We start from the raw sequence: 18,961 nt of genomic DNA, 5'->3' as shown, positions 1-18,961 counted from the left end.
TGATCATGAAGAGGCGCCCGAGGAAGTGGAAGAAGAAGGGAAGAATGAGGTGGAAGTGGATCAAGAAGAGGGTCAGGAGACTCAAGAGGCAGCGCAGGAAGGAGCGCGGACTCATCTGATGCTCCTCCTTTTCTCCACCGTTTTCGGTGGTTCCATGCACTCTTTTAAGGACTTCGAGAGCCTCTCACTGGAGATTGAGACCTCCCGCGGGAGGACGCTTCTTATAGCGGATCCTCACATAGGTTTCGAGCTGTCGCGCGGGCTGAGGGTAAGAACGCGCTTCGAGGAACAGCTGGCCGGGTTCATATCCGAAACGGACCCTGACCTCCTGATAATCCTTGGAGACCTTAAAGAGCCGATAGGTATGAGCTTCACTGTGAAGCGCCTCCTCATGGGATTCTTCTCAGACATCAGGGAAATTCCAACGATTGTGACGAAGGGAAACCACGACGGGAGGATAGAGGAGGTCGCCGGGAAGTTCCCCCACGTCGAGGTGACCGACCACCTGCTGGTGGACGACAGGCTCTTCCTCCACGGCCACACCGGACTGCCCGGGGTAGAGTTCGAGGAGGCGTACCTCGGCCACATCCATCCCGCGTACACCCTCAAAAGGGGCGGTGTTTCGAGGAAGATAAAGGTCTTCGTCCGCTCCGGGAAGTTCCTTATACTGCCCACGATAAACCCTTTCATAGAGGGCTTCAACGTGGGGGACGGAATAAGAATGGTGCCGTTTCTGAAAGGAGTTGGCTCGGTGGAGCTGTTCCTCCCGGAGGGAATTTACCTGGGCAGGGTGAACCTCCGATGAGGGGTTCCAAACATCGCGGGCAAAGTTTATAACCCATATGAAAATAATCCTTCATAGGTGGGAAAATGGACATATCAGGTGAGCGGGATGAGTGATGTCTACGAAAAGCTTGAGGCGCTGCTTCGTTCCCTTGGGGTCAAAAAGACCGAACTGAGGATTTACCGGCTTCTGCTCGACAAAAAGGAACCTATGAGGATAACAGAGATACAGAGGGAGCTCGGGATAAGCGAACGCTCGGTCAGAGAGCACGTGCTCAGCCTCTACCGGAGGGGCATTCTGAGGAGAACCCTCATCGAGCAGGGCTGGCTCGGCTACACGTACAGCGCAGTTTCCCCGAGCGAGGTCCTTGAAAACATCAAGCAGAGCCTCGTAAAGAGAATAAACGAGCTGGAGCAGGAGTTGAAAAGCGGCTCCAAATCCAGCAGAAACTAAGCCCGCTCCACGATTCCCACAGCCTCCAGGATTCCCACGAGCTTTTCCAGCTTTTCTTCATCGATTTCCCCGTACTCCTCCCTGAGCGCCTCAAAGGCCCGCTCCCTGGGAAGTAGTTCCGCGAGCATCAGCAGTTCATGGAGATGTACCAGAACCCGCCGGTCCCGGGTCAGCGAACCGAACTCCTCGGCGAGCTTTTCGTCGGCCTCCCTTATGAGGCGCTCCGACAGTAAGCCCCTGACCTTCCATGTCAGCCAGGGCTCCGGCTCAAACCTGTGGCCGCTCTCAATGCCCAGGAACCGCGAGTCCCTGGCGAGGCCCGTCATCACAAGGCGCTCAACCTCGTCCGTTTTTCTCTCCCTCGATAGCTCACCCAGGTATTTCATGGCGTATCCACGCGCAAAGCGCTGGAGCTCCTCCCCATCACCCTTCGCAAGGGCCAGGGCGGTCGCGAGGACGGCCCTCCCAATGACCTCAACGCTCTCCCTGCTGACCTTATCGATGGTGTCCCCGCTGGAGTGGTAGAAGCGGTCGGGCCAGGTTATGGGCATCGTTCCCGGGATTCCGAAGAAGTTGAAGACATCGTGGTCGCTGCCCATCTCGTACGGGAAGCTCTTCACTCTGAGCCTGGGCAGCGGGCTCCCCGAGAAGCTTTTTCCAGCCTCGTTCGCCAGGTCGAGGTAGTACTCGAGGATCCCCGAGACCACCGAGAAACGGGAGACGGGGGTTCTAACCAGCATTATCGTCGAGCCGGCCCTGTCCGGACTGCCCGCCACCATGTCGAGGTTTATGGCCGCGTAGTACTTCCCCACGTCGGCGTGGCGCTCGATGAATGCCTGCGTTCCGTAGTATTCAGGAACCCATAGAAACGCGAAGCCAAAGCGGAATGAATCATCGTAGAGGCGGGACAGAACGCGCGCCAGCTCCATCAGCATCGCGCTGCCGCTCGCGTTGTCGTTCGCCCCCGGCTTCGGGTGGCAGATGTGGGCGGTGAACAGAAGGAACGGCGGCCTCCCAATCTCGGCGTAGAGGATCGGAAGGACCTGGCGCTCGTTTATCATCGTCTCAACCTCAATCCTCGCACTCACGCTCTCCCCCGAGTTCAGCTTTCCGATGATTTTCCTGGCCAGGGTCTCGGGGACGGCCACCGCGGGAATCCTGGCCCATTCAAGGTCGTCCTTTGTGAGGAAGAGCCCTATGTAGGGCACCTCTTCCCCGGTACCCTCACGGTAGGCTATGAAGCCGACCGCCCCCATCTCGTTGGCCCTGCGGTAGGCGTCCCTCCACTCGCGTCCCACCAGTACTATCCTGCCCCGCGCTTTTTTCCAGTCCTCCTCCCGGGCAACGTGAACGACCTCACCCTCTGCACTCCCGCTGGGGGAATGGGCCATGACCACCAGGGGAGTGCCCGCTGTGGTCAGGGTCCTGCCGAGAACCTCAACGGCACCCCTAACGACGTCCCAGGCTATCGGCGACTTGAGCGTCAGGTACCTGCTCTCGCCGTCGTAGGTCTCCTCGTAGAGGTTCGCGCCGATCCCCCAGATGCGGAGCTCCTCCAGTATGAAGCGGACCGCCTCAGGGAGCTCCTTCGAGCCCTGTATGCGGTGGAACTGGCTTATCTCAGCGATGTAGTGCAGCACGTTGTTCGGATCAAAAACCTCGGCTTCCTTCAGGAAACGTCTCATTCCTTATCACCCAGATGGAGCATCTTGGGAGGTTTGACAAACCTCAGGCTGTCAAGGAGGTCGGGGGGCGTGAGAATCCGCGTCGTTTCAATGAACCTGGCGAACTCAACGCGCATTGTTTCCTCTTCGGTGCGCTCTTCCTCCGGAGGGGCAGGCTTAAGGGGTTTTTCTTCCCGCTCACCCTCTATCCTGCCCTTCTCAATGAGACTTAAGTGTATCTCCTCCTCGCGCCTTTTGGCACCCTCAATCCTGCCCCTGCCATAGGCCTCCTTGACCAGCTGGTACACACCCAATTCCTCAGCGCGGGCGTACAGATCCTCCTTTGTGCTTCTGACCCATTCTGCCCAGTCACTGTGTCCTTTGTAACCCACGAAGTATCCGAACTCATAGGCCTCTTTCACGAGCCGTTTTGCATCCCGCTTCCCCATGGTACCACCTCAGAACGGGGCCTCCGGATAAACTCTGATGCCATCCTCCGTAAAGCGTATTCTTTTCAGGTTGCTGTCGTGGGGAACTCCGCGCATTTTGAGAACCTGCAGCGCCCGCACCATCTGGAAATTGCGCATGAAGTGGTGGAGGACGATAACACCATCGGCGAGGTAGTACTCATCGGTATAGCTCTCGGAACTCATCATTTCGGAGGTTATAAGTGTCGTCACGTCGAGTTCATGCAGCTTGCGCATGAGCTTGCCCAGCGCCATCCTCTTGTTCTCCGGATCCACCACCGAGTACTCCAGGGAATTGAATGAATCTATGACAACCCGCTTCGCTTCCTCTTTGCGGATTATCTCCAGCAGGGACCTCAGGAGTTCGTCCCAGGCAAACTTCCTACCTGCCCCGAACAGGATTTGCCCAAAGTCACTGAAAACAATTTTTTTGGCCTGAACATGACCGAGCAGCCCAAAGTTGTAGCGGAGCATGTCCTGAGTTATCAGCTGGGGATTCTCAAACAGAGACACGAAGAGACCCTTCTCACCGTTTTTCACCCCACTCATCAAAAACTGGATACCCAGGGTTGTCTTACCGCTACCAGGGGGACCGACCACGAGGTAAACTCTTCCCGGAAGAAACCCCCCACCGATTAGATCATCCAGTCCGGGGACGCCGGATGAGGCCCTATCGAGGCTCTTAAGGAGCTCACCAACGTACATCGGACTCACCTCCCATTGGGTAATAAACGGAGGGTATATTTAAGCATGTGGGCAGCTAAATTGGAAAAAGAACAAACTCTTGCAACCGCCACAAGCTCAGCCCCACGTAACGTGCCGGTTAACGATGAAGCGGACGATGAAGGAAACCACTATACCGATGAGGTTCGCGACGAGGTAGTTCATGCCCAGATAGACAAGACCCGCGTAGATGACCCACTGAACGAGGGCGCCCGTGAGGGCAGCGACGTGGAATGTGGCGAGCCTCCTCCAGAGGGGCTTTCTCTTGAGGTCCCTGAAAGTCCATAGGTCGTTCCAGGTGAAGTTGTTGAGTATCGCCAGCTCGGTCGCCGGGATGTTGGCGAGTATCTTGTCCCAGCCGAGGAAGTTCACGAAGGCCCACAGAAAGCCCTCGTTCACGACGACACCCGAGAGGCCAACGAGGGTGAACTTGATGAGCCTGTCAAGCTCACCCTCCCAGCGCATGAGCCTGTAAACGTGCTTGAGGTAGTTCACCATGGTCTTCGTTCCCAGTTTGCTCTCGCCGGCGTGCCTCAGGCCGAAGGTGAAGGGAACCTCCCTGACTTCCCTGTATCTACCTTTTATGAGAATCTCCATGAGTATTTTGAAGCCTATTGGATTGAGCTCGATCCCCTCAAGGACCTCCCTTCTGAGGGCGAAAAAGCCGCTCACCGGGTCCTTGACGTCCCGTATCTTTGGAAGCGCCAGGCGGCCTATCATTATCGCGCCCTTCGATATGAGCCTTCTGTACCAGTACCAGTTCTTAACGCCGCCGCCAGGAACGTATCTGCTCGCTATGGCAACGTCGGCTCCTTTTTCAATGGCGTTCAAGAGTTCCGGAATAACCTCCGGAGGGTGCTGCAGGTCGGCGTCCATAACGACGAAGATGTCGCCGGCGGCTTCTCTGAAGCCCCTGATAACCGCGGAGGAGAGCCCCTTTTTCTCGGTCCTGCGGATAACCTTAACCGGGTACTTCTCCGCCAGGCTCTCGGCGAACTCCCATGTCCCATCGGGGGAGTCGTCGTCAACGACGATGATTTCGTAGTTGTAGCCCTTCAGGGCCCCGTCTATCCTTTCAAAAAGCTCCGCAAGGTTGTCTCTCTCATTGTACGTCGGGATGATTACAGAAACCTTCACCGCCCTTCCCTCCGGTGCACCTGAATACATCCGTAAACTTTATAAACACTGCGAAGTCCTTAAGAGCGGGCAGTGGGGCCGTGGGGTAGCTTGGCCTATCCTTCCGGCTTCGGGAGCCGGGGACCCGAGTTCGAATCTCGGCGGCCCCACCATAGGAAACTTTTCTGGCGAAAAGGTTCATCAAAGTTTGTAGCTCCCCCCGAAGTGCAAGTTCATGAGTGGTTTCTCTTTGAATAAGCGCCCAAATATTAGAACACGCAAGATGGCGACAACGGGAGAACCAAAACAGAGCGGCAGAAAGGAAAACTTCAGCGCTCGAGCCTCTTGACGCCTTCCCTCGTGCCGACGAGGACTATGTCGGCTATGTCCGCAAAGATGCCGTTCTCAACGACGCCCGGGATGTTGTTGAGCTCTATCTCCAGGTCAAGCGGGTCGTCTATGCGGTGGAACCTGGCGTCGAGGATGAAGTTGCCGTTGTCCGTAACAACCGGCCCGTCCTTCTTGCTCGCCATCCTCAGCTCGGCGGTGGCGTTGAAGACCTCTATCTCCTCCGCTATGGCGCGCCATGCAGCCGGGATGACCTCGATGGGAACGGGCATCCTCTGGCCAAGCCTCTCGACGAGCTTGCTCTCGTCAACGAGGACGAGGAAAGTCCCTGCCCGGTACTCGATTATCTTCTCCATCGTCAGGGCGGCACCGCGTCCTTTGATGAGGTTGAGGTGGGGGTCAACCTCGTCGGCGCCGTCGACGGCTATATCAATCGCATCGACCTCGTCCAGGCCGACAACGGGTACGCCGTTCTCGAGGGCCAGGAGCCTCGCCTGATACGAAGTCGGGACGCCGTAGACGTCCTCAAGCTCCTCCTCCATGATGAGCTTGCCGAGGTACTCGATGAAGTAGGCCGTGGTCGAGCCGGTGCCGAGGCCGACTATCATGTCGTCCTCGATGAACTTCAGCGCCTCCCTCGCGACGGACCTTTTGAGTTCCTCCATACAATCACCCCACGGAAGTCAGGTTACAGGTCACGGTGGCGTTCCCGTTCACCACCATCTTGTACAGCAGGCTCTGATTGGAGTAACACTGCGGGGTAAAGCTGATCATGAGTGAATAGCTGAGCATCGTGAAGTAGAGCCAGAACAGCGCCCAGCCCCAGAAGGCCTTCTTGAGCACTGCCCGCTCCTCGGGTATATCCGGCGGCAGCCCCTTGATGACCGCGAGCACGAACCTGTCGATGACGAAGTACAGGGCCAGGCCTATGAGCCACCCGTACTGTATCTTTGCCGCGGCCACTCCGCTGATTAACCCCGTTATGATCCCCCAGAGATAAACCGTGAGTGAAAATTTATGCTCGATAGCCAGTTTCACATTCTTCACCTACGACTAGCTTTTAAAAGGGGCTTTAAAACCTTTCTACCCCATGGTCTCAAGGAACCTCCTGCCCCTCTCCGTCAGCCCGTAATAGACCCGTCTTCCCCTTCTGTGGGTCTCCTCGATAAGCCCCATGCTCTCGAGTTCGCGAAGGTGCTGGTAAACTGCCTGGTACCTGAGAGGCTTCTCCAGCGCCTCCCACACCTCATAGCCGTACATGCTCCCCCCGCTCAGCAGCTTCAGTATCTCGAGCTTGGTTCCGCCGACGCTGAACTTCTCCCTGCTCTCTGAATAATGCCCCTTGAGGCCCGAACTTGTCACTATAAGGGCTATCCTATCGTCACGTTCGAAATAACCCTCCTCAGCGAGTTTGAGGAGTGCCGGAACGATAACCGAGGAGGCGTACTCCGCGAATATCCCTTCACGTGCAAGGAGCCGCTGCCCCAGGTCAAGCTCGTCCTCACCGACGAGAACCGCCGTTCCCCCGCTGGCGTGTATAGCCTCAAGGGCGAGCTCTTTCATGACGGGGCTCTTGACGTAGAGGGCCAGCGCCTTGGTCGGCTCGGCCCGGGGTTCGACCCCCAGCACCTCGCTCGCTATAGGCGAGCACTTCTCGGCCTGAACGGCGATCAGCTTCGGCATCTCGTCAATCGCACCCACCTCAATGAGCTCCATAAAGCCTTTGTAGATGCTGTAAAGGTTGCTGCCGCTCCCTGTCGGGACTACCACGTGCGTGGGATTCAGATCCTCCCACAGCTCAAAGGCCAGCGTCTTCTGACCCTCCAGGCCGATGAGGTTGCTCTCGGGGGTGACGTTGTAGAGCCCCTTGCCCTCCGCGAGCCCCTCCGCGTAGCTTATGCCCTCGTCCACGCTCTCCCCGTATCGTATGATCTTCGCCCCGAGGGCCACTATCTGATTGAGCTTGCCCTGCTCCACGAGCTTCGGCACGACGGTGTAGGCGGACCTGCCGGCCCTCGCAGCGTACGCGGCAAGGGACGCAGCGGCGTTCCCATTGCTGGCAACCACAAAGCCGTTTTCTGCGTGGGGCATGCCATGGGAGACGGCGACTGTCGCGAGCCGGTCCCTGAAGGAGCCGGTGGGGTTCCGGGTCTCGTCCTTGATGAAGACGCTGAGTCCAAGCTCGCGGCCGAGTTTGGCCCTTATGAGGGGCGTGCCCCCCTCCCGAAGGCTCACGACCTCGGGGACGTCCGGCAGAAGCTCCCTGTATCTCCAGACGCCGAGTTCACGGTTCCGCCACCCGGACGGGTCAACTTTCTCGTAATCGTAGGATATCTCCAGACGCTCACCGCAGGAGCACCCGGGGGGAATAAGGGAAGAATAGAGGCGCCCGCAGCCCGGACAGCGGACCTTCATTTTCACCACTTCTTAATCCAGGCTGTCACTTGAGCCTTATGGCGTCGAGGTTGTTGGGGGCCCTCGTTGAGAGGCCGAACTTCTTGTGTATGCTCGTGCTGAGGTCGAGGCACTTGTGGGCCTCGCCGTGGACGGTTATGACGCGCTCCGGCCTGGGCCTGAGCCTCGCGATGTAGCTTATGAGCTCCCTCCTGTCGGCGTGACCGGAGAAGCCGTCTATGGTGTGAACCTCCATGTTGACGTTGACCACCTCGGTCTTTCCGCCCTCTCCGACGAGCGGTATCTCGCGGAGGCCGCGCTGCACCTGCCTTCCGAGGGTTCCCTCCGCCTGGTAGCTCACGAAGACCATGCTGTTCTTTGGATCCGAGGCGAGCTGCTTGAAGTACTCGACGCTCGGTCCGCCGACGAGCATGCCCGAGGTGGCTATTATTATGGCCGGCTCGCCGGAGTCTATGATGTCCTGCCTCTCGCGTGAGTTGGCTACGCTCTTGAATATCGGATTGAGGAACGGGTTGTAGCCCTCGTGGAATATCTGCTCGCGCAGGTGCCTGCTGAGGTACTCCGGATAGGCAGTGTGTATGGCAGTCGCCTCCCATATCATGCCGTCCAGGTAAATCGGAACCTCAAGGCCGCCTATCCTGGCGTACTCCTCGAGCACCATCATTATCTCCTGCGCCCTACCGACGGCCATGGCCGGAATGAGCACCTTTCCGCCGCGCCTGATGGTCTGGTGGATAACCTCTATGAGCCTCTTCTCCGCCTCCTCCCTGGGCATCTGGTAGTCGTTGCTTCCACCGTAGGTGGACTCCATGACGAGGGTTTCAAGGCGCGGGAACCTGCTGACGGCCGGCTCGAAGAGCCTCGTGGGGATGAACTTGAAGTCGCCGGTTATGGCTATGTTGTGGAGGCCGTTGCCTATGTGGAGGTGGACTATCGAGGAGCCAAGTATGTGGCCGGCGTTGTGGAGTGTCAGACGCATGTCGGGAGCGATGTCGCGGACCTCACCGTAGTCGAGGGTTATGGTGTGTTTGATGACCTCCTTGATGTCCCTGGGCCGGTAGAGAGGTTCAACGCCGTTCATCTTCTGAATCTCGATGAAGTCCTGCTGGAGAAGAACCATCAAATCCCGGGTCGGAGGAGTTGTGTATATCGGCCCGTCGAAGAGCTTGTAGCGGAAGAGGTAGGGCAGCATTCCGCTGTGGTCAAGGTGGGCGTGGGTTATGATGATGGCATCCAGGAGACCCGCGTCGAGGACGTAGCGGAACTCCGGGGCCTCGAAGTGCGGGAAGGCCTTCTTGGGATCGCGGAGGGCAGCTATGTTGACACCGAAGTCGACCAGAACGTAGCTCTCGTTGGTCTGGACAAGGAGGGCGCTTCTTCCGACCTCACGGAAGCCTCCCAGACCGGTTATGCGTATCCAATCGCTCTTGACCTCCGGCTTACGGTATATGTTCCTGCCCGCCTGGCGGAGGAACTTCCTCCTGTCCTTCGCCTCCGCCTGGAGTATCTGCCTTATCGAGTAGATGGTCTGGCTCTGGAGCGGAGGGGTTCTGACGACCCTCGGCGCCCAGTGAACCTTCTGGGTTATGAGCCTCAGGGTTTCGCCGTTCTTCCCGATAACCAGACCCGGCTTCTTGGCCTCTATGATGACCTCACCGACGGACGGGTCAAAGCTTATGTTGGTTATCTCCGCCTCGGCGGGAACCAGGGTCTTTATCATGTCCTCCGCCTTTTCTGGCGGAAGGAGAACATCCGGGTCGGGGCGGACGCTTATGCGCTTTTTGAGAACCTTGGCGAGGTTCTTTATCAGCTCCCCGTCCCGCATTATGGCCTCCGGGTTCCTGACGTATATGACCAGCTCGGGACCCTCGAACTCAACGTCGGTTATCCTCGCCTCGGGCGGGACCATCTGGCTTATTACAGCTTTTATGTCGCGTAGTATATCATCGACGAAGGTCTCTCTTCTTATCACCTGTACCACCTCATTCCAGAAGACCCTTTATTTCCTCCTCGCTCCATTCTTTGTATCCTTCATCCGTAACGGTAACGAGGGTAACGCCGCCGCCCGTAAAAACGTCCCTTCTGGTGGCGGCTTTTATTGCCTTGAGCGCGAGCTTAACGCCCTCTTCCAGCGTCATCTCCTCCTTAAACTCCGCCTCAAGTATCGAAAAGGCGAACTCCATACCTGAACCGGCGGCCGTGAACCTGTCCTCGGTAACCCCGCCGGCCATGTCCACCGAATAAAGCCCGGGCTTTCCGGTGTGGCCCGCTATGAGAAACCACCCAAAGTACGGCATGAACCTGCTCCCGTGAAGCACGTTAGAAGTCAGGGTCGCGAGGGCCTTAACGCTCATTTCCTTACCCACCTTGGCCCGGTAGAGTTTGGCCTCGGCCCTCAGAAGCCTGACGAGGCTGAGAATGTCGCCGACGCTGCCGGCACCGGCCAGGGCCAGATGTTCGTCTATCCAGAAGACCTTGGTAACGTTCTCTGAGAGCACCATGTTGCCCAGCGATGCCCTTCTGTCCGCTGCCAGGACTACGCCGTCCTTACATACAATGCCGACCGTAGTCGTTCCCTTTAGCTTTTCAGTCAATTACAACACCCCTGCTGGTATGTTTTTAGAACAGAAAAACCCTACAACGCCACTTTAGGGGAATAGTATTTAAAGGTTTCGTCCAAAATGGCCTTTTAGATGCAGTGGGGTGGTGAAATGAAGGAGATAATACTCCTAACCGGGCCGCCGCTCAACGGGCGTGACGAGTACATAACCGAGGCGCTGAAGCTCGCCGACGGGGAGAGCTACGCCTACTACCACGTCTTCGACTACATCAGGGAGGTCGGAAAGGAGCTGGGCGTCAAGATAACGAGGAAGAACGTTCTAGACTTCGCCATAAGCCACCAGGATTTGATGAACGAGATACGGGACGAGGCCTTCAACAGAATAAGAAAGGAGATAGATGAAAGCGGGGAAAAGTTCCATCTCGTTTCAACGCCGAGCCTCTTCCGGTGGGGAAGTGGAAGCGTCATCGGGTTCACGACCAGCAATCTGAAGCTCCTGAGGCCTAACCGTGTCATAATAGTCCTCGACGACGTCCTCTCGGTCAGGAGGCGCATCATCAACGACCCGGAGTGGTTCGAGCGCTTCGGTGAGAATCCCGAGAACATCAAGCTCACAACGCTGGTCATGTGGCGCGAGGATGCCATAAACCACGTCAAAACCCTGATACACGAGCTGAAAAAGGAGGGGATCGAAGTTCGCTACATCCTCCAGTTCGGCATAAGGCACCCCTATGAGGTTTTCCTCGACCTGATATTCCGCGAGGCCGAAAAACCCCTCGTCTATCTCAGCTATCCAATGACGGGCCACGAGGAGGAGTACTACCACCGCGTGAGGGACTTCTATTCCAAGCTCAGCGAGCACTTCACGGTTCTCGACCCGGGGGCGCTGGACGACTGGTGGGTGGTCGCCGAGTACGACGCCCAGGTTAACAGAGACCCGTCCATAACAAGCATCAGGATAAAGCACCTCCTGGACGGAGAGCAGGTGGAGGAGCTTGACAGGGAGGACATAGAGCAGGCCACGGATATACTGCGGCGCCAGCTCGTCGAGAGGGACTTCAACCTCGTCGATGTCAGCAAGGCCATAGCGGTTTACCACTACGCGGAGGGCGTCTCCGCCGGCGTCATCAGCGAGATGGCCGAGGCGTACAGGACGCTTGCGGCGATATACCTCTACTATCCGTTCAACAGGAGGCCAAGCCCTTTCATGGAGTTCTACGGCATGCAAAATCCATCAAGGAGGACGATGTTCAGGGATGAGGATGAAATGATACGGGCGATGGTTGAGGAGAAGGAGTACTGGGCCAAGGTGTAAACCATGGGGATGGAAGAGGATTTCGAGCTCGTTGGCTTTCGCACCTTTTTCCGCGAATTTTTGGGGGTTCTCTACTACGTCAGGAGCATATTGCTCGGCCTCTTTGCGATAATAGCCGCCATGGGGGTTCTGATAGCAAGGGAAGAAGGCCTCAGTATCGGGGACGGCATATATTTCGCCTTCATATCGGCCTACACCGTTGGATACGGCGACATAACCCCCACGACGGCCGTCACGAAGTTCCTGGCGGCCTTTGTCCTCCCCCTTCTGGGGATGATATTCACCGGCATAATGGTTGCGGCGGCTATGAAAGCCATAGAAAGGCTCTACAGGGATAGGCTCGGGAAATTCTAAGAGAGAAAAAGGGGAAGAAATCACTTCTTCACCCATCCGCGGTGCTTCATGGCGTCGTAGACCCTCTGGACGGCGACGACATAGGCGGCATCCCTCATCGGGATGGCCTTCTCCTTGTGGGTGTTGTAGACGTCCCAGAAGGCCTTGGTCATCTTGTCGTCGAGCCTCTTCCTGGTCTCCTCGACGGTCCAGTAGAAGCCGTTGATGTTCTGGACCCACTCGAAGTAGCTGACGGTAACACCGCCGGCGTTACAGAGGAAGTCCGGTATGATGAGGACGCCCTTCTCGTGGAGGATCTCGTCGGCCTCCGGGGTGGTCGGACCGTTGGCGAGCTCGGCGACGATCTTGGCCTTGATCTTGTCGGCGTTGTCCTTGGTGATAACACCCTCGATGGCGCTCGGGGCGAGGACGTCAACCTCGAGCTCGAGGAGCTCCTCGTTGGTGATGTTGGTGGCTCCCGGGAAGTCCTTGACGCTGCCGTTCTTCTTCTTCCACTCGAGGATCTCATCGGCGTTGAGGCCGTCCGGGTTGTAGATGCCGCCCTTGCTGTCGCTGACGGCGACGACCTTCATGCCGTACTCCTCGCTCATGATCTTGGCCATGTAGTAGCCGGCGTTACCGTAACCCTGGATGGCGATGGTCTTGTCCTTGAGGTCCATGCCGAGGGCCTTGGCGGCCTCACGGACGGTGTAGCTGGCGCCCCTGGCGGTGGCGTCCATCCTGGCGACGATACCGCCGACGCCAGGCGGCTTACCGGTTATTATACCGAAGCTCGGGCCCTTCCTCCTGCTGATGACCTCGTACTCGTCCATCATCCAGGCCATGATCTGCGGGTTGGTGTAAACGTCAGGAGCCGGAATGTCGGTGTACGGGCTGATGACGTCGTAGATGGCCCTTATGTAGTTCCTGGCGAGCCTCTCCTTCTCCCTCTCGCTGAGCTCCTTCGGGTTGACGATGATACCACCCTTACCTCCACCGTAGGGGAGGTCAACAACGGCGACCTTCCAGGTCATCCAGGTGGCGAGGGCCTTAACGGTGCTGAGGGTCTCGGCCGGGTGCCACCTTATACCACCCTTGGTCGGACCGCGGGCCCAGTTGTGCTGAACGCGGAAACCGGTGAAAACCTTAACAGAACCGTCGTCCATCTCGAGCGGGACGCTGACCTCAACAATCCTCATGGGCTTCTTGAGCCACTCGAGGGCCTCTTCGCTTATCTCCATGAACTGGGCAGCCCTCTCGAGCTGCTGAACGGCCATCTCAAAGGGGTCAATCTCGACCATCTTTACCACCTCGGGTTTCGGTAATTTGCGAGGTACTCTTAGGCATTTGCATATATAAACCTTTCGATAAAGGAGGCAGGAGAACGGTTGATTTCAAACAAAAAGTTATGTACGGAAATTTTCGGCGGAAAGAAAAACCCTCCCGAAATCTTCGGGCAAAAAGAGGGATGTACATCCAAGATTTTCTATACATTGGAGAACACAAAACTGCATCAATGAACCCAAAACAGAACCCACCAAACCCCAGAACGATTCGGATGCGGCGCCCTCAGCGAGAAGTCGGTCATCACCCATCAGCTCACTCTTGTTCCAATCATCGGGCACCATCCCAGGGGTAGCATCACGAGGTTAAATACTTGATGGAAATTCACCGAGAATGATCTGTCATTCTGCAGCATTTGGACACTATAATTGCCATAATGCCAAAGCCAAAATTAAGGTTTTTTCAACACATTAAAGAAATGACGAGAAAGGAACTGCCACAGTTTAACGCTTGAGTAAATCGTCTTTTGTCGAAAAAAACTATTAGAAAGCTTTTTATAGAATGCCTTGCCTTATACATAATGCCCCAAAGCCATACACAGGGGTTTCATGATCCGGACATTTAAGAACGGGGGTGAATATTGTGGAACAACAGAGGGATCAATGGGCAACTAAGATTGGTTTGATTTTAGCAATGGCTGGAAACGCCGTCGGTTTGGGCAACTTCGTGAGGTTCCCAACGCAGGTTGCCCAGAACGGTGGCGGAGCCTTTATGGTGCCGTACTTTATAGCTCTGTTCTTCCTGGGAATACCAGTGATGTGGATTGAGTGGGTCGCCGGTCGCTACGGTGGAAAGTATGGTCACGGTACCCTCGGTCCCACGTACTACCTCATGGCCAGGGAGCGCGTTAAGCCAAAGAGCGCACTGTGGTGGGGAGTCATCAGCGGAATGCTGGCCTTCTCACTAACCGTTCTCCTGAACAGCTACTACCTCCACCTCATCGGCTGGTCCGCGGCTTACTCCTACTTCAGCGCCACAGGCGCCTACTTCGGCCAGAACACAGGAGAGTTCTTCGGCAACTACCTCGGCAACCACGCCCAGGTTATGTTATTCTGGGGCATAACCGTTATCCTCCTCGCCATAGCCGTCGGACAGGGCGTCAGCAAGGGTATAGAGCGCTGGGTTAAGGTAATGATGCCGCTCCTCTACGTCTTCGCCATCATAATGGTCGGCTACGTGTTCGTCCTCGGCTCACCAATAGACCCCAACTGGAGCACCATTGACGGATTCAGGTTCATCTGGAGCCCCAACTGGGCGTACCTCAAGGACCACTTCGCGACGGTCATGCTGGCAGCCACGGGACAGATATTCTTCACGCTGTCCCTTGGTATGGGTATCATCCAGAACTACGCCAGCTACCTCGGTCCGGATGACGACGTCGCCCTCAGCGGTCTCGCAACGGTTTCCCTGAACGAGTTCGCGGAGGTCGTCCTCGGCGGTTCACTCGCCGTCCCGCTGGCGACTGCCTACGCCCCCAAGATCGTGCCGCCCGAGGTTCTTGCCCAGGGTAAGAGCGAGGCCCTCGCGTGGATAGGCCAGAAGTTCGGCCTTGGATTCTCCTACACCAGCCTGCCCAACGTCTTCGTCAGCATGGGCGACATAGGCAAGCTCTTCGGAGCAATGTGGTTCCTCCTCCTCTGGTTCGCGGGCTTCACCTCCGCCATAGCCATGTACAACTACCTCACCGCCCTCCTCGAGGAGGACCTCAACATCAAGAGAAAGGTCGGAACCTGGGTAGTGCTCGTGCTCTACTTCATCGCGGGCCTTCCTGTGGTGTACATCAGCGGCTACCTCGACCAGGTTGACGCGTGGGTCAGCTTCCAGCTGACGCTGCTGGCGCTCTTCGACATCATAGTGGCGGTGTACCTCTTCAAGCCCGACAACTTCTGGAAGGAGCTGCACCAGGGAGCCTACATGAAAGTCCCCGGATGGTACAAGCCGATACTGCTCTACATAGCCCCAGTACTCCTGCTGATACCGCTGATAGGATCCGCCCAGAGCCTCGTTGGAGCAACCCTCGAGTGGCCGGCCAGGCTGGCAATAATCTTCATGTGGATCGTCGGTGCAGTGGAGAGCTACTACTCCATCAAGCGCAAGTACAACGAGGAGATCGAGAAGAACGAGGTCATCATAAGGGTCTGAGGTGATCACAATGGAAAGCTGGATAATCTACATGCTGATAGCGTGGCTGGCAATATTCGCCATGATGGGCTGGAGCATCAACAAGCTGCTCAAGGCGGAAAGAGGGGAAGTGTCTTAAACCCTTTTTCTTTCTCCTTTTGGGGGGGTATAGGTGAAAAGCGAAAGAATACTTCTTGAAACAGCCGACGTTCTCGAATCAACCCTTGAGAAGATCGAGAGGCTCGGCAGCCTAAGTGAAAAGGAGAAGACGAAAGTCAAAAAATCCCTGGAGGAGGCCGCGGGGAACTTCCGGGAGGTTGCCTCAAGGGTCGAAAAGGACAACGAGGAGCTGGCCGAGTTCTTCTACAAAAAAGCCAAGGAACTCAAACTGATGAGCACGGACAAGGCCATAGAAAAGGAGGGCAAAAAGAACTACCTGAAGGCAGTGAACAAGATCCTCCTGTACTCCAGGTCGGCCGATTACGACTTCATTCCCAAGAAGCTCGCCGAGCTGAAGAGAGCATACCGGAAATACATCTTCGGAATGACGTCGTTCTTCATCCTGACGGGGGCGTATCTCAATCAGTTCTTCGCAATAACCGCGCTCATCCTGGCCATCCCGATAATCCTTTCGATGCTGTCCCTTCAGAGAAGGGGCTACACCGGACTCCTGCTGGCATATGCCTCCGCCCCAATTCCCCTGGTTGTGGGTTTCAACGCGATAGTCTATTCCCTGAGTGCCCTTCGTGACCCCAACCAAGTGAGCACAATAGCGGAGAACCTGGGAAAGAGCGTATCCTTTGCACAGGGATATCTGATATTCCTCGTCATACTCTCTGCGGTAGAGATATACCTGATAGCCAGCTCCCTCGTCGAGCTCTACAGGCACAGGCACGCGTTCCTGTGAAAAAAAGAAGCCCTCAGTAGAGGGCTTCGTTGCCCTTCTCCCCTGTCCTTATCCTGATCGCGTCCTCCACAGGGAGGATGAATATCTTCCCGTCTCCGGGTGTTCCGCTCCTTGCGTTCCTGACGATGACGTCAATCACCTTCTCAAGGTCCCTGTCCTTCACAACGATCTCGAGCTTCATCTTGGGCAGAAGGTCGTAGGGCGGGACGCCCCCCTGAACTCCCCTCCCCTGTACAGGATAGGCCGTCAGGGGCACGATGCCCACCTGCTTGAGGGCGTTCTTCACGCGGTCGAAATCGTTTCCCCGGATAATGGCCTCAACCTTTTTCATGGCAACCACATGGATAGTTGGTAGAAACTTCAAAAAAGGCTTTCGAAACGAAACAAAAGGGGAATTCAGGAAATCTGGGCCAAGAACTTCCTCAGCCTTTTTGGCGAAATGCGCGTTTTTCTGGCCAGTTCGTCAATGTCCGCCATCCTGAGGTCTTGGGTGGTGTACACCCCAGCGCCCCGAAGCTTTGCCAGCGTCTTCGGCCCGATGCCCTTTATCCGCAGGAGGTCGCTCCCGGCCCTGCCGGAGTCTCTCTTTCTCGCCGGCCTGGGCCTCTCAATCCCACTGGATTTCACCCGCTCTACAGTCCTTTTTACTGGCTTAACTGCCATCTCCTTGACTACCGCGGTGGCGTAGGCCCTCTCCGGAAGCTCCTTCCCCGGTCGTTCAGCCGGCTCTTCGTCCCTTTCGGGCGGAACCTCGGGCGGTTCGACGTATTCCGGAACCTCCGGGGGACTTTCGCTCACGTAGTGAGCAACCACCACAGGTTTGAATGGATTGTCGCGCCGCTCAAGCTCCTCGAGGAGCTTAACGTCGAAGTCTCCAGTTTTGACGTACCTCACCAGCTCGTTGGCCAGCCTGTGGAATTCCCTGCTGTGGAGCAGTATCCTGCGCTCGGCGTACTTCTTCGCCTGCCCCGTGGTTATGAGGAACCCCCAGTCGCTGGCTTCGAGTATCAGTAGCTCCCTGGCCAGCTGTTCAAGGATTCTACCGGTGGTCCTGTCCTTTCCGTAGTACGCACTCGCCAGTGCCACCATTCTATCTTCAGCACGGTAGACGTGCTCCCAGGTCCACTCCGTCTCCGCGTTCCACCAGGTGGAGTGGTCGGAGTTGGCCCCCCACGAACCCTCCGGCAGTTCAATCTCGTACCTCCCGCCGGTGTAGTTGTCGAGGTAGGAAGAGAGCGTCGTGGTGACTATTCCCCTCTCCGTCATCAGCTCGAGAACGCGCCCGAGCCATTTAACCCCCTCAAACCACCAGTGGCCGAAGAGCTCGGTGTCGTATGGTGAGACCACTATGCCCTTCTCCCCAGTTTTCTCCCCGAACTCGCTCAGGAGCCTCTCAACCAGGCTTACAAAGTGCCTGGCGTGCTCCTCAACCCGCTCCATCGCCCTCTCGGGGTCGTAGAAGTCCTTTTCACCCAGCTCAACGTCCCTGCCCGTCACGCGCCAGTACTGGCCGCCGCTCTTTGGTGCCTTCCTGTGGAACTCCCTGTACCAGAAGTCGCCGGGATAGCCGTAGTGCGCGCTCCAGACCTGGTGGCCGGTCTCCCGGTTGCGGGCGAAGACTGCCACGCGGGAGCCCCTTATCCAGTACGGCCTCAGCGTGCTCCTCTCACCCCCGTGGGGGACAACCTCACCGTAGCCCCCGGTCACAGGCCCCTCGTCTATGAGCCTGCTCTCAACGAAGAAGTACTCCAGCCCGAACTCCTCGAGGAACTTCTCTATGCCGGCCCGCTTAACCCTCCTTCCACCGGGCAGTCCCCACTCGCCGGCCGGCCGATAGGCGCACTCGGGCAGCCATATTCCCCTCGGCCTCCTGCCGAAGTGCTTTTCGTAGGTCGCTATGCCGTTGGCCAGCTGCGCCCTTATCGCCTCGTCCCTGCCGAGGAGCGGAAGATAGCCGTGCGTTGCCGCGGAGGTTATCACCTCGATGTACCCCGCATCCTGGAACTCACGGAACTTTCCTACGATGTCACCGTTTATGGCCCTCCAGTAGTCGTAGACCTTCCTGAAGTGGTCGAGGGAGGCTTTGACGGCCCTTTCGTCGTACCTGCCCGATTTCAGGTCTTCCTCGGTGGTCTCAATCTTCCGGGTTAGGTACCTCTCGAACTCGGCCTTGATGTAGTCGTCGGCCAGCTGCTCTGCCAGAACGGGGGTTATGTTGATCACGAGCTGAAACCTCACCCCGGAGGAGCGGAGGCGCTCGAACTCCATAAGAAGAGGCAGGTAAGTTTCGCTCATGGCCTCGTAGAGCCACTCCTCTCCAAAGGGCCATTTACCGTGCTTCCGAACGTAGGGAAGGTGGGTGTGCAGGACGAAGGTGAAATAGCCTCTCATTGTGTATCACCGGGAGTGTT

The 18,961-nt window shown here is 57.0% G+C and carries 18 protein-coding genes and 1 tRNA gene; 7 read left to right on the top strand and 12 right to left on the bottom strand.

The window, feature by feature from the left end:
- Positions 1-154 precede the first annotated feature (154 nt).
- The gene (locus E3E42_RS02315) at positions 155-805 is read left to right on the top strand and encodes a metallophosphoesterase (protein WP_167902445.1); all 651 of its coding nucleotides are present in this window, start codon (positions 155-157) and stop codon (positions 803-805) included.
- Between the two features lie 87 nt (positions 806-892).
- Complete coding sequence (locus tag E3E42_RS02310; RefSeq protein ID WP_139681618.1) at positions 893-1,237, top strand: transcriptional regulator; 345 nt, start codon at positions 893-895, stop codon at positions 1,235-1,237.
- On the opposite strand, the gene E3E42_RS02305 is transcribed toward E3E42_RS02310, so the two are convergent.
- From E3E42_RS02305 to E3E42_RS02290, 4 genes are all read right to left on the bottom strand, one after another.
- On the bottom strand, positions 1,234-2,922 hold the full coding sequence (locus E3E42_RS02305) for a DUF4910 domain-containing protein (RefSeq protein WP_167902444.1): 1,689 nt from the start codon (positions 2,920-2,922) through the stop codon (positions 1,234-1,236). The two genes, E3E42_RS02310 and E3E42_RS02305, sit on opposite strands and share 4 nt — an antisense overlap.
- The gene (locus tag E3E42_RS02300; protein ID WP_167902443.1) at positions 2,919-3,350 is read right to left on the bottom strand and encodes a hypothetical protein; all 432 of its coding nucleotides are present in this window, start codon (positions 3,348-3,350) and stop codon (positions 2,919-2,921) included. Before E3E42_RS02300 ends, E3E42_RS02305 begins: the two co-directional genes overlap by 4 nt.
- Positions 3,351-3,359: 9 nt before the next feature.
- On the bottom strand, positions 3,360-4,073 hold the full coding sequence (locus tag E3E42_RS02295) for an ATPase domain-containing protein (protein ID WP_167902442.1): 714 nt from the start codon (positions 4,071-4,073) through the stop codon (positions 3,360-3,362).
- A 96-nt stretch (positions 4,074-4,169) separates the two neighbouring features.
- Complete coding sequence (locus tag E3E42_RS02290) at positions 4,170-5,258, bottom strand: glycosyltransferase family 2 protein (RefSeq protein WP_206205928.1); 1,089 nt, start codon at positions 5,256-5,258, stop codon at positions 4,170-4,172.
- A 44-nt stretch (positions 5,259-5,302) separates the two neighbouring features.
- On the opposite strand from E3E42_RS02290, the gene E3E42_RS02285 reads away from it, so the two are divergent.
- A tRNA-Pro gene (locus E3E42_RS02285) sits at positions 5,303-5,380 on the top strand.
- A 156-nt stretch (positions 5,381-5,536) separates the two neighbouring features.
- Here E3E42_RS02285 and rpiA read toward each other — a convergent pair.
- From rpiA to psmB, 5 genes are read right to left on the bottom strand one after another with little or no spacing between them, the layout of a single operon-like run.
- The gene (gene rpiA / locus E3E42_RS02280) at positions 5,537-6,220 is read right to left on the bottom strand and encodes a ribose-5-phosphate isomerase RpiA (RefSeq protein ID WP_167902441.1); all 684 of its coding nucleotides are present in this window, start codon (positions 6,218-6,220) and stop codon (positions 5,537-5,539) included.
- Between the two features lie 4 nt (positions 6,221-6,224).
- Positions 6,225-6,602: a hypothetical protein gene (locus E3E42_RS02275; protein ID WP_370519569.1), complete on the bottom strand. Its 378-nt coding sequence runs from the start codon at positions 6,600-6,602 to the stop codon at positions 6,225-6,227.
- A 36-nt stretch (positions 6,603-6,638) separates the two neighbouring features.
- Positions 6,639-7,970 (bottom strand): pyridoxal-phosphate dependent enzyme, encoded by a 1,332-nt coding sequence (locus E3E42_RS02270; RefSeq protein ID WP_167902554.1) that lies wholly within the window; start codon positions 7,968-7,970, stop codon positions 6,639-6,641.
- 25 nt (positions 7,971-7,995) lie between these two features.
- Complete coding sequence (locus tag E3E42_RS02265) at positions 7,996-9,942, bottom strand: beta-CASP ribonuclease aCPSF1 (RefSeq protein ID WP_167902440.1); 1,947 nt, start codon at positions 9,940-9,942, stop codon at positions 7,996-7,998.
- Between the two features lie 10 nt (positions 9,943-9,952).
- Positions 9,953-10,564: an archaeal proteasome endopeptidase complex subunit beta gene (gene psmB / locus E3E42_RS02260; RefSeq protein WP_167902439.1), complete on the bottom strand. Its 612-nt coding sequence runs from the start codon at positions 10,562-10,564 to the stop codon at positions 9,953-9,955.
- 117 nt (positions 10,565-10,681) lie between these two features.
- On the opposite strand from psmB, the gene E3E42_RS02255 reads away from it, so the two are divergent.
- Together E3E42_RS02255 and E3E42_RS02250 are read left to right on the top strand one after the other, a co-directional pair.
- Positions 10,682-11,845 carry a hypothetical protein gene (locus tag E3E42_RS02255; RefSeq protein ID WP_167902438.1) on the top strand — a complete coding sequence of 388 codons (1,164 nt, stop codon included), beginning with the start codon at positions 10,682-10,684 and terminating at the stop codon, positions 11,843-11,845.
- Between the two features lie 3 nt (positions 11,846-11,848).
- Positions 11,849-12,199, top strand: a complete 351-nt coding sequence (locus E3E42_RS02250) for a potassium channel family protein (RefSeq protein WP_167902437.1) — start codon at positions 11,849-11,851, stop codon at positions 12,197-12,199.
- Positions 12,200-12,219: 20 nt separating this feature from the next.
- On the opposite strand, the gene gdhA is transcribed toward E3E42_RS02250, so the two are convergent.
- The gene (gene gdhA, locus E3E42_RS02245; RefSeq protein WP_167902436.1) at positions 12,220-13,479 is read right to left on the bottom strand and encodes a glutamate dehydrogenase; all 1,260 of its coding nucleotides are present in this window, start codon (positions 13,477-13,479) and stop codon (positions 12,220-12,222) included.
- Positions 13,480-14,104: 625 nt separating this feature from the next.
- On the opposite strand from gdhA, the gene E3E42_RS02240 reads away from it, so the two are divergent.
- Both E3E42_RS02240 and E3E42_RS02235 read left to right on the top strand, forming a co-directional pair.
- The gene (locus E3E42_RS02240) at positions 14,105-15,664 is read left to right on the top strand and encodes a sodium-dependent transporter (RefSeq protein WP_167902435.1); all 1,560 of its coding nucleotides are present in this window, start codon (positions 14,105-14,107) and stop codon (positions 15,662-15,664) included.
- A gap of 151 nt (positions 15,665-15,815) precedes the next feature.
- Positions 15,816-16,550 carry an alpha-glucosidase gene (locus tag E3E42_RS02235; RefSeq protein WP_167902434.1) on the top strand — a complete coding sequence of 245 codons (735 nt, stop codon included), beginning with the start codon at positions 15,816-15,818 and terminating at the stop codon, positions 16,548-16,550.
- Positions 16,551-16,563: 13 nt separating this feature from the next.
- Here E3E42_RS02235 and E3E42_RS02230 read toward each other — a convergent pair whose 3' ends face one another.
- Together E3E42_RS02230 and E3E42_RS02225 are read right to left on the bottom strand one after the other, a co-directional pair.
- Positions 16,564-16,881, bottom strand: a complete 318-nt coding sequence (locus E3E42_RS02230) for a P-II family nitrogen regulator (protein WP_167902553.1) — start codon at positions 16,879-16,881, stop codon at positions 16,564-16,566.
- 65 nt (positions 16,882-16,946) lie between these two features.
- Positions 16,947-18,941 carry a 1,4-alpha-glucan branching protein gene (locus E3E42_RS02225; RefSeq protein WP_167902433.1) on the bottom strand — a complete coding sequence of 665 codons (1,995 nt, stop codon included), beginning with the start codon at positions 18,939-18,941 and terminating at the stop codon, positions 16,947-16,949.
- Between the last annotated feature and the right edge of the window lie 20 nt (positions 18,942-18,961).

Source organism: Thermococcus sp. JdF3, from assembly GCF_012027495.1.
Lineage (GTDB): Archaea > Methanobacteriota_B > Thermococci > Thermococcales > Thermococcaceae > Thermococcus.
The sequence above is the reverse complement of the archived record's forward strand: the minus strand, read 5'-3'. Positions and strand labels throughout refer to the sequence as shown.

Bases quoted from the DNA above. Each gene is read 5' to 3' on its own strand.
- E3E42_RS02290 (WP_206205928.1), bottom strand. From the start codon at position 5,258: ATGTATTCAGGTGCACCGGAGGGAAGGGCGGTGAAGGTTTCTGTAATC.
- E3E42_RS02310 (WP_139681618.1), top strand. From the start codon at position 893: ATGAGTGATGTCTACGAAAAGCTTGAGGCGCTGCTTCGTTCCCTTGGG.
- E3E42_RS02225 (WP_167902433.1), bottom strand. From the start codon at position 18,941: ATGAGAGGCTATTTCACCTTCGTCCTGCACACCCACCTTCCCTACGTT.
- E3E42_RS02295 (WP_167902442.1), bottom strand. From the start codon at position 4,073: ATGTACGTTGGTGAGCTCCTTAAGAGCCTCGATAGGGCCTCATCCGGC.
- E3E42_RS02270 (WP_167902554.1), bottom strand. From the start codon at position 7,970: ATGAAGGTCCGCTGTCCGGGCTGCGGGCGCCTCTATTCTTCCCTTATT.
- E3E42_RS02230 (WP_167902553.1), bottom strand. From the start codon at position 16,881: ATGAAAAAGGTTGAGGCCATTATCCGGGGAAACGATTTCGACCGCGTG.
- E3E42_RS02300 (WP_167902443.1), bottom strand. From the start codon at position 3,350: ATGGGGAAGCGGGATGCAAAACGGCTCGTGAAAGAGGCCTATGAGTTC.
- E3E42_RS02305 (WP_167902444.1), bottom strand. From the start codon at position 2,922: ATGAGACGTTTCCTGAAGGAAGCCGAGGTTTTTGATCCGAACAACGTG.
- rpiA (WP_167902441.1), bottom strand. From the start codon at position 6,220: ATGGAGGAACTCAAAAGGTCCGTCGCGAGGGAGGCGCTGAAGTTCATC.
- E3E42_RS02250 (WP_167902437.1), top strand. From the start codon at position 11,849: ATGGGGATGGAAGAGGATTTCGAGCTCGTTGGCTTTCGCACCTTTTTC.
- E3E42_RS02315 (WP_167902445.1), top strand. From the start codon at position 155: ATGCACTCTTTTAAGGACTTCGAGAGCCTCTCACTGGAGATTGAGACC.
- E3E42_RS02255 (WP_167902438.1), top strand. From the start codon at position 10,682: ATGAAGGAGATAATACTCCTAACCGGGCCGCCGCTCAACGGGCGTGAC.
- gdhA (WP_167902436.1), bottom strand. From the start codon at position 13,479: ATGGTCGAGATTGACCCCTTTGAGATGGCCGTTCAGCAGCTCGAGAGG.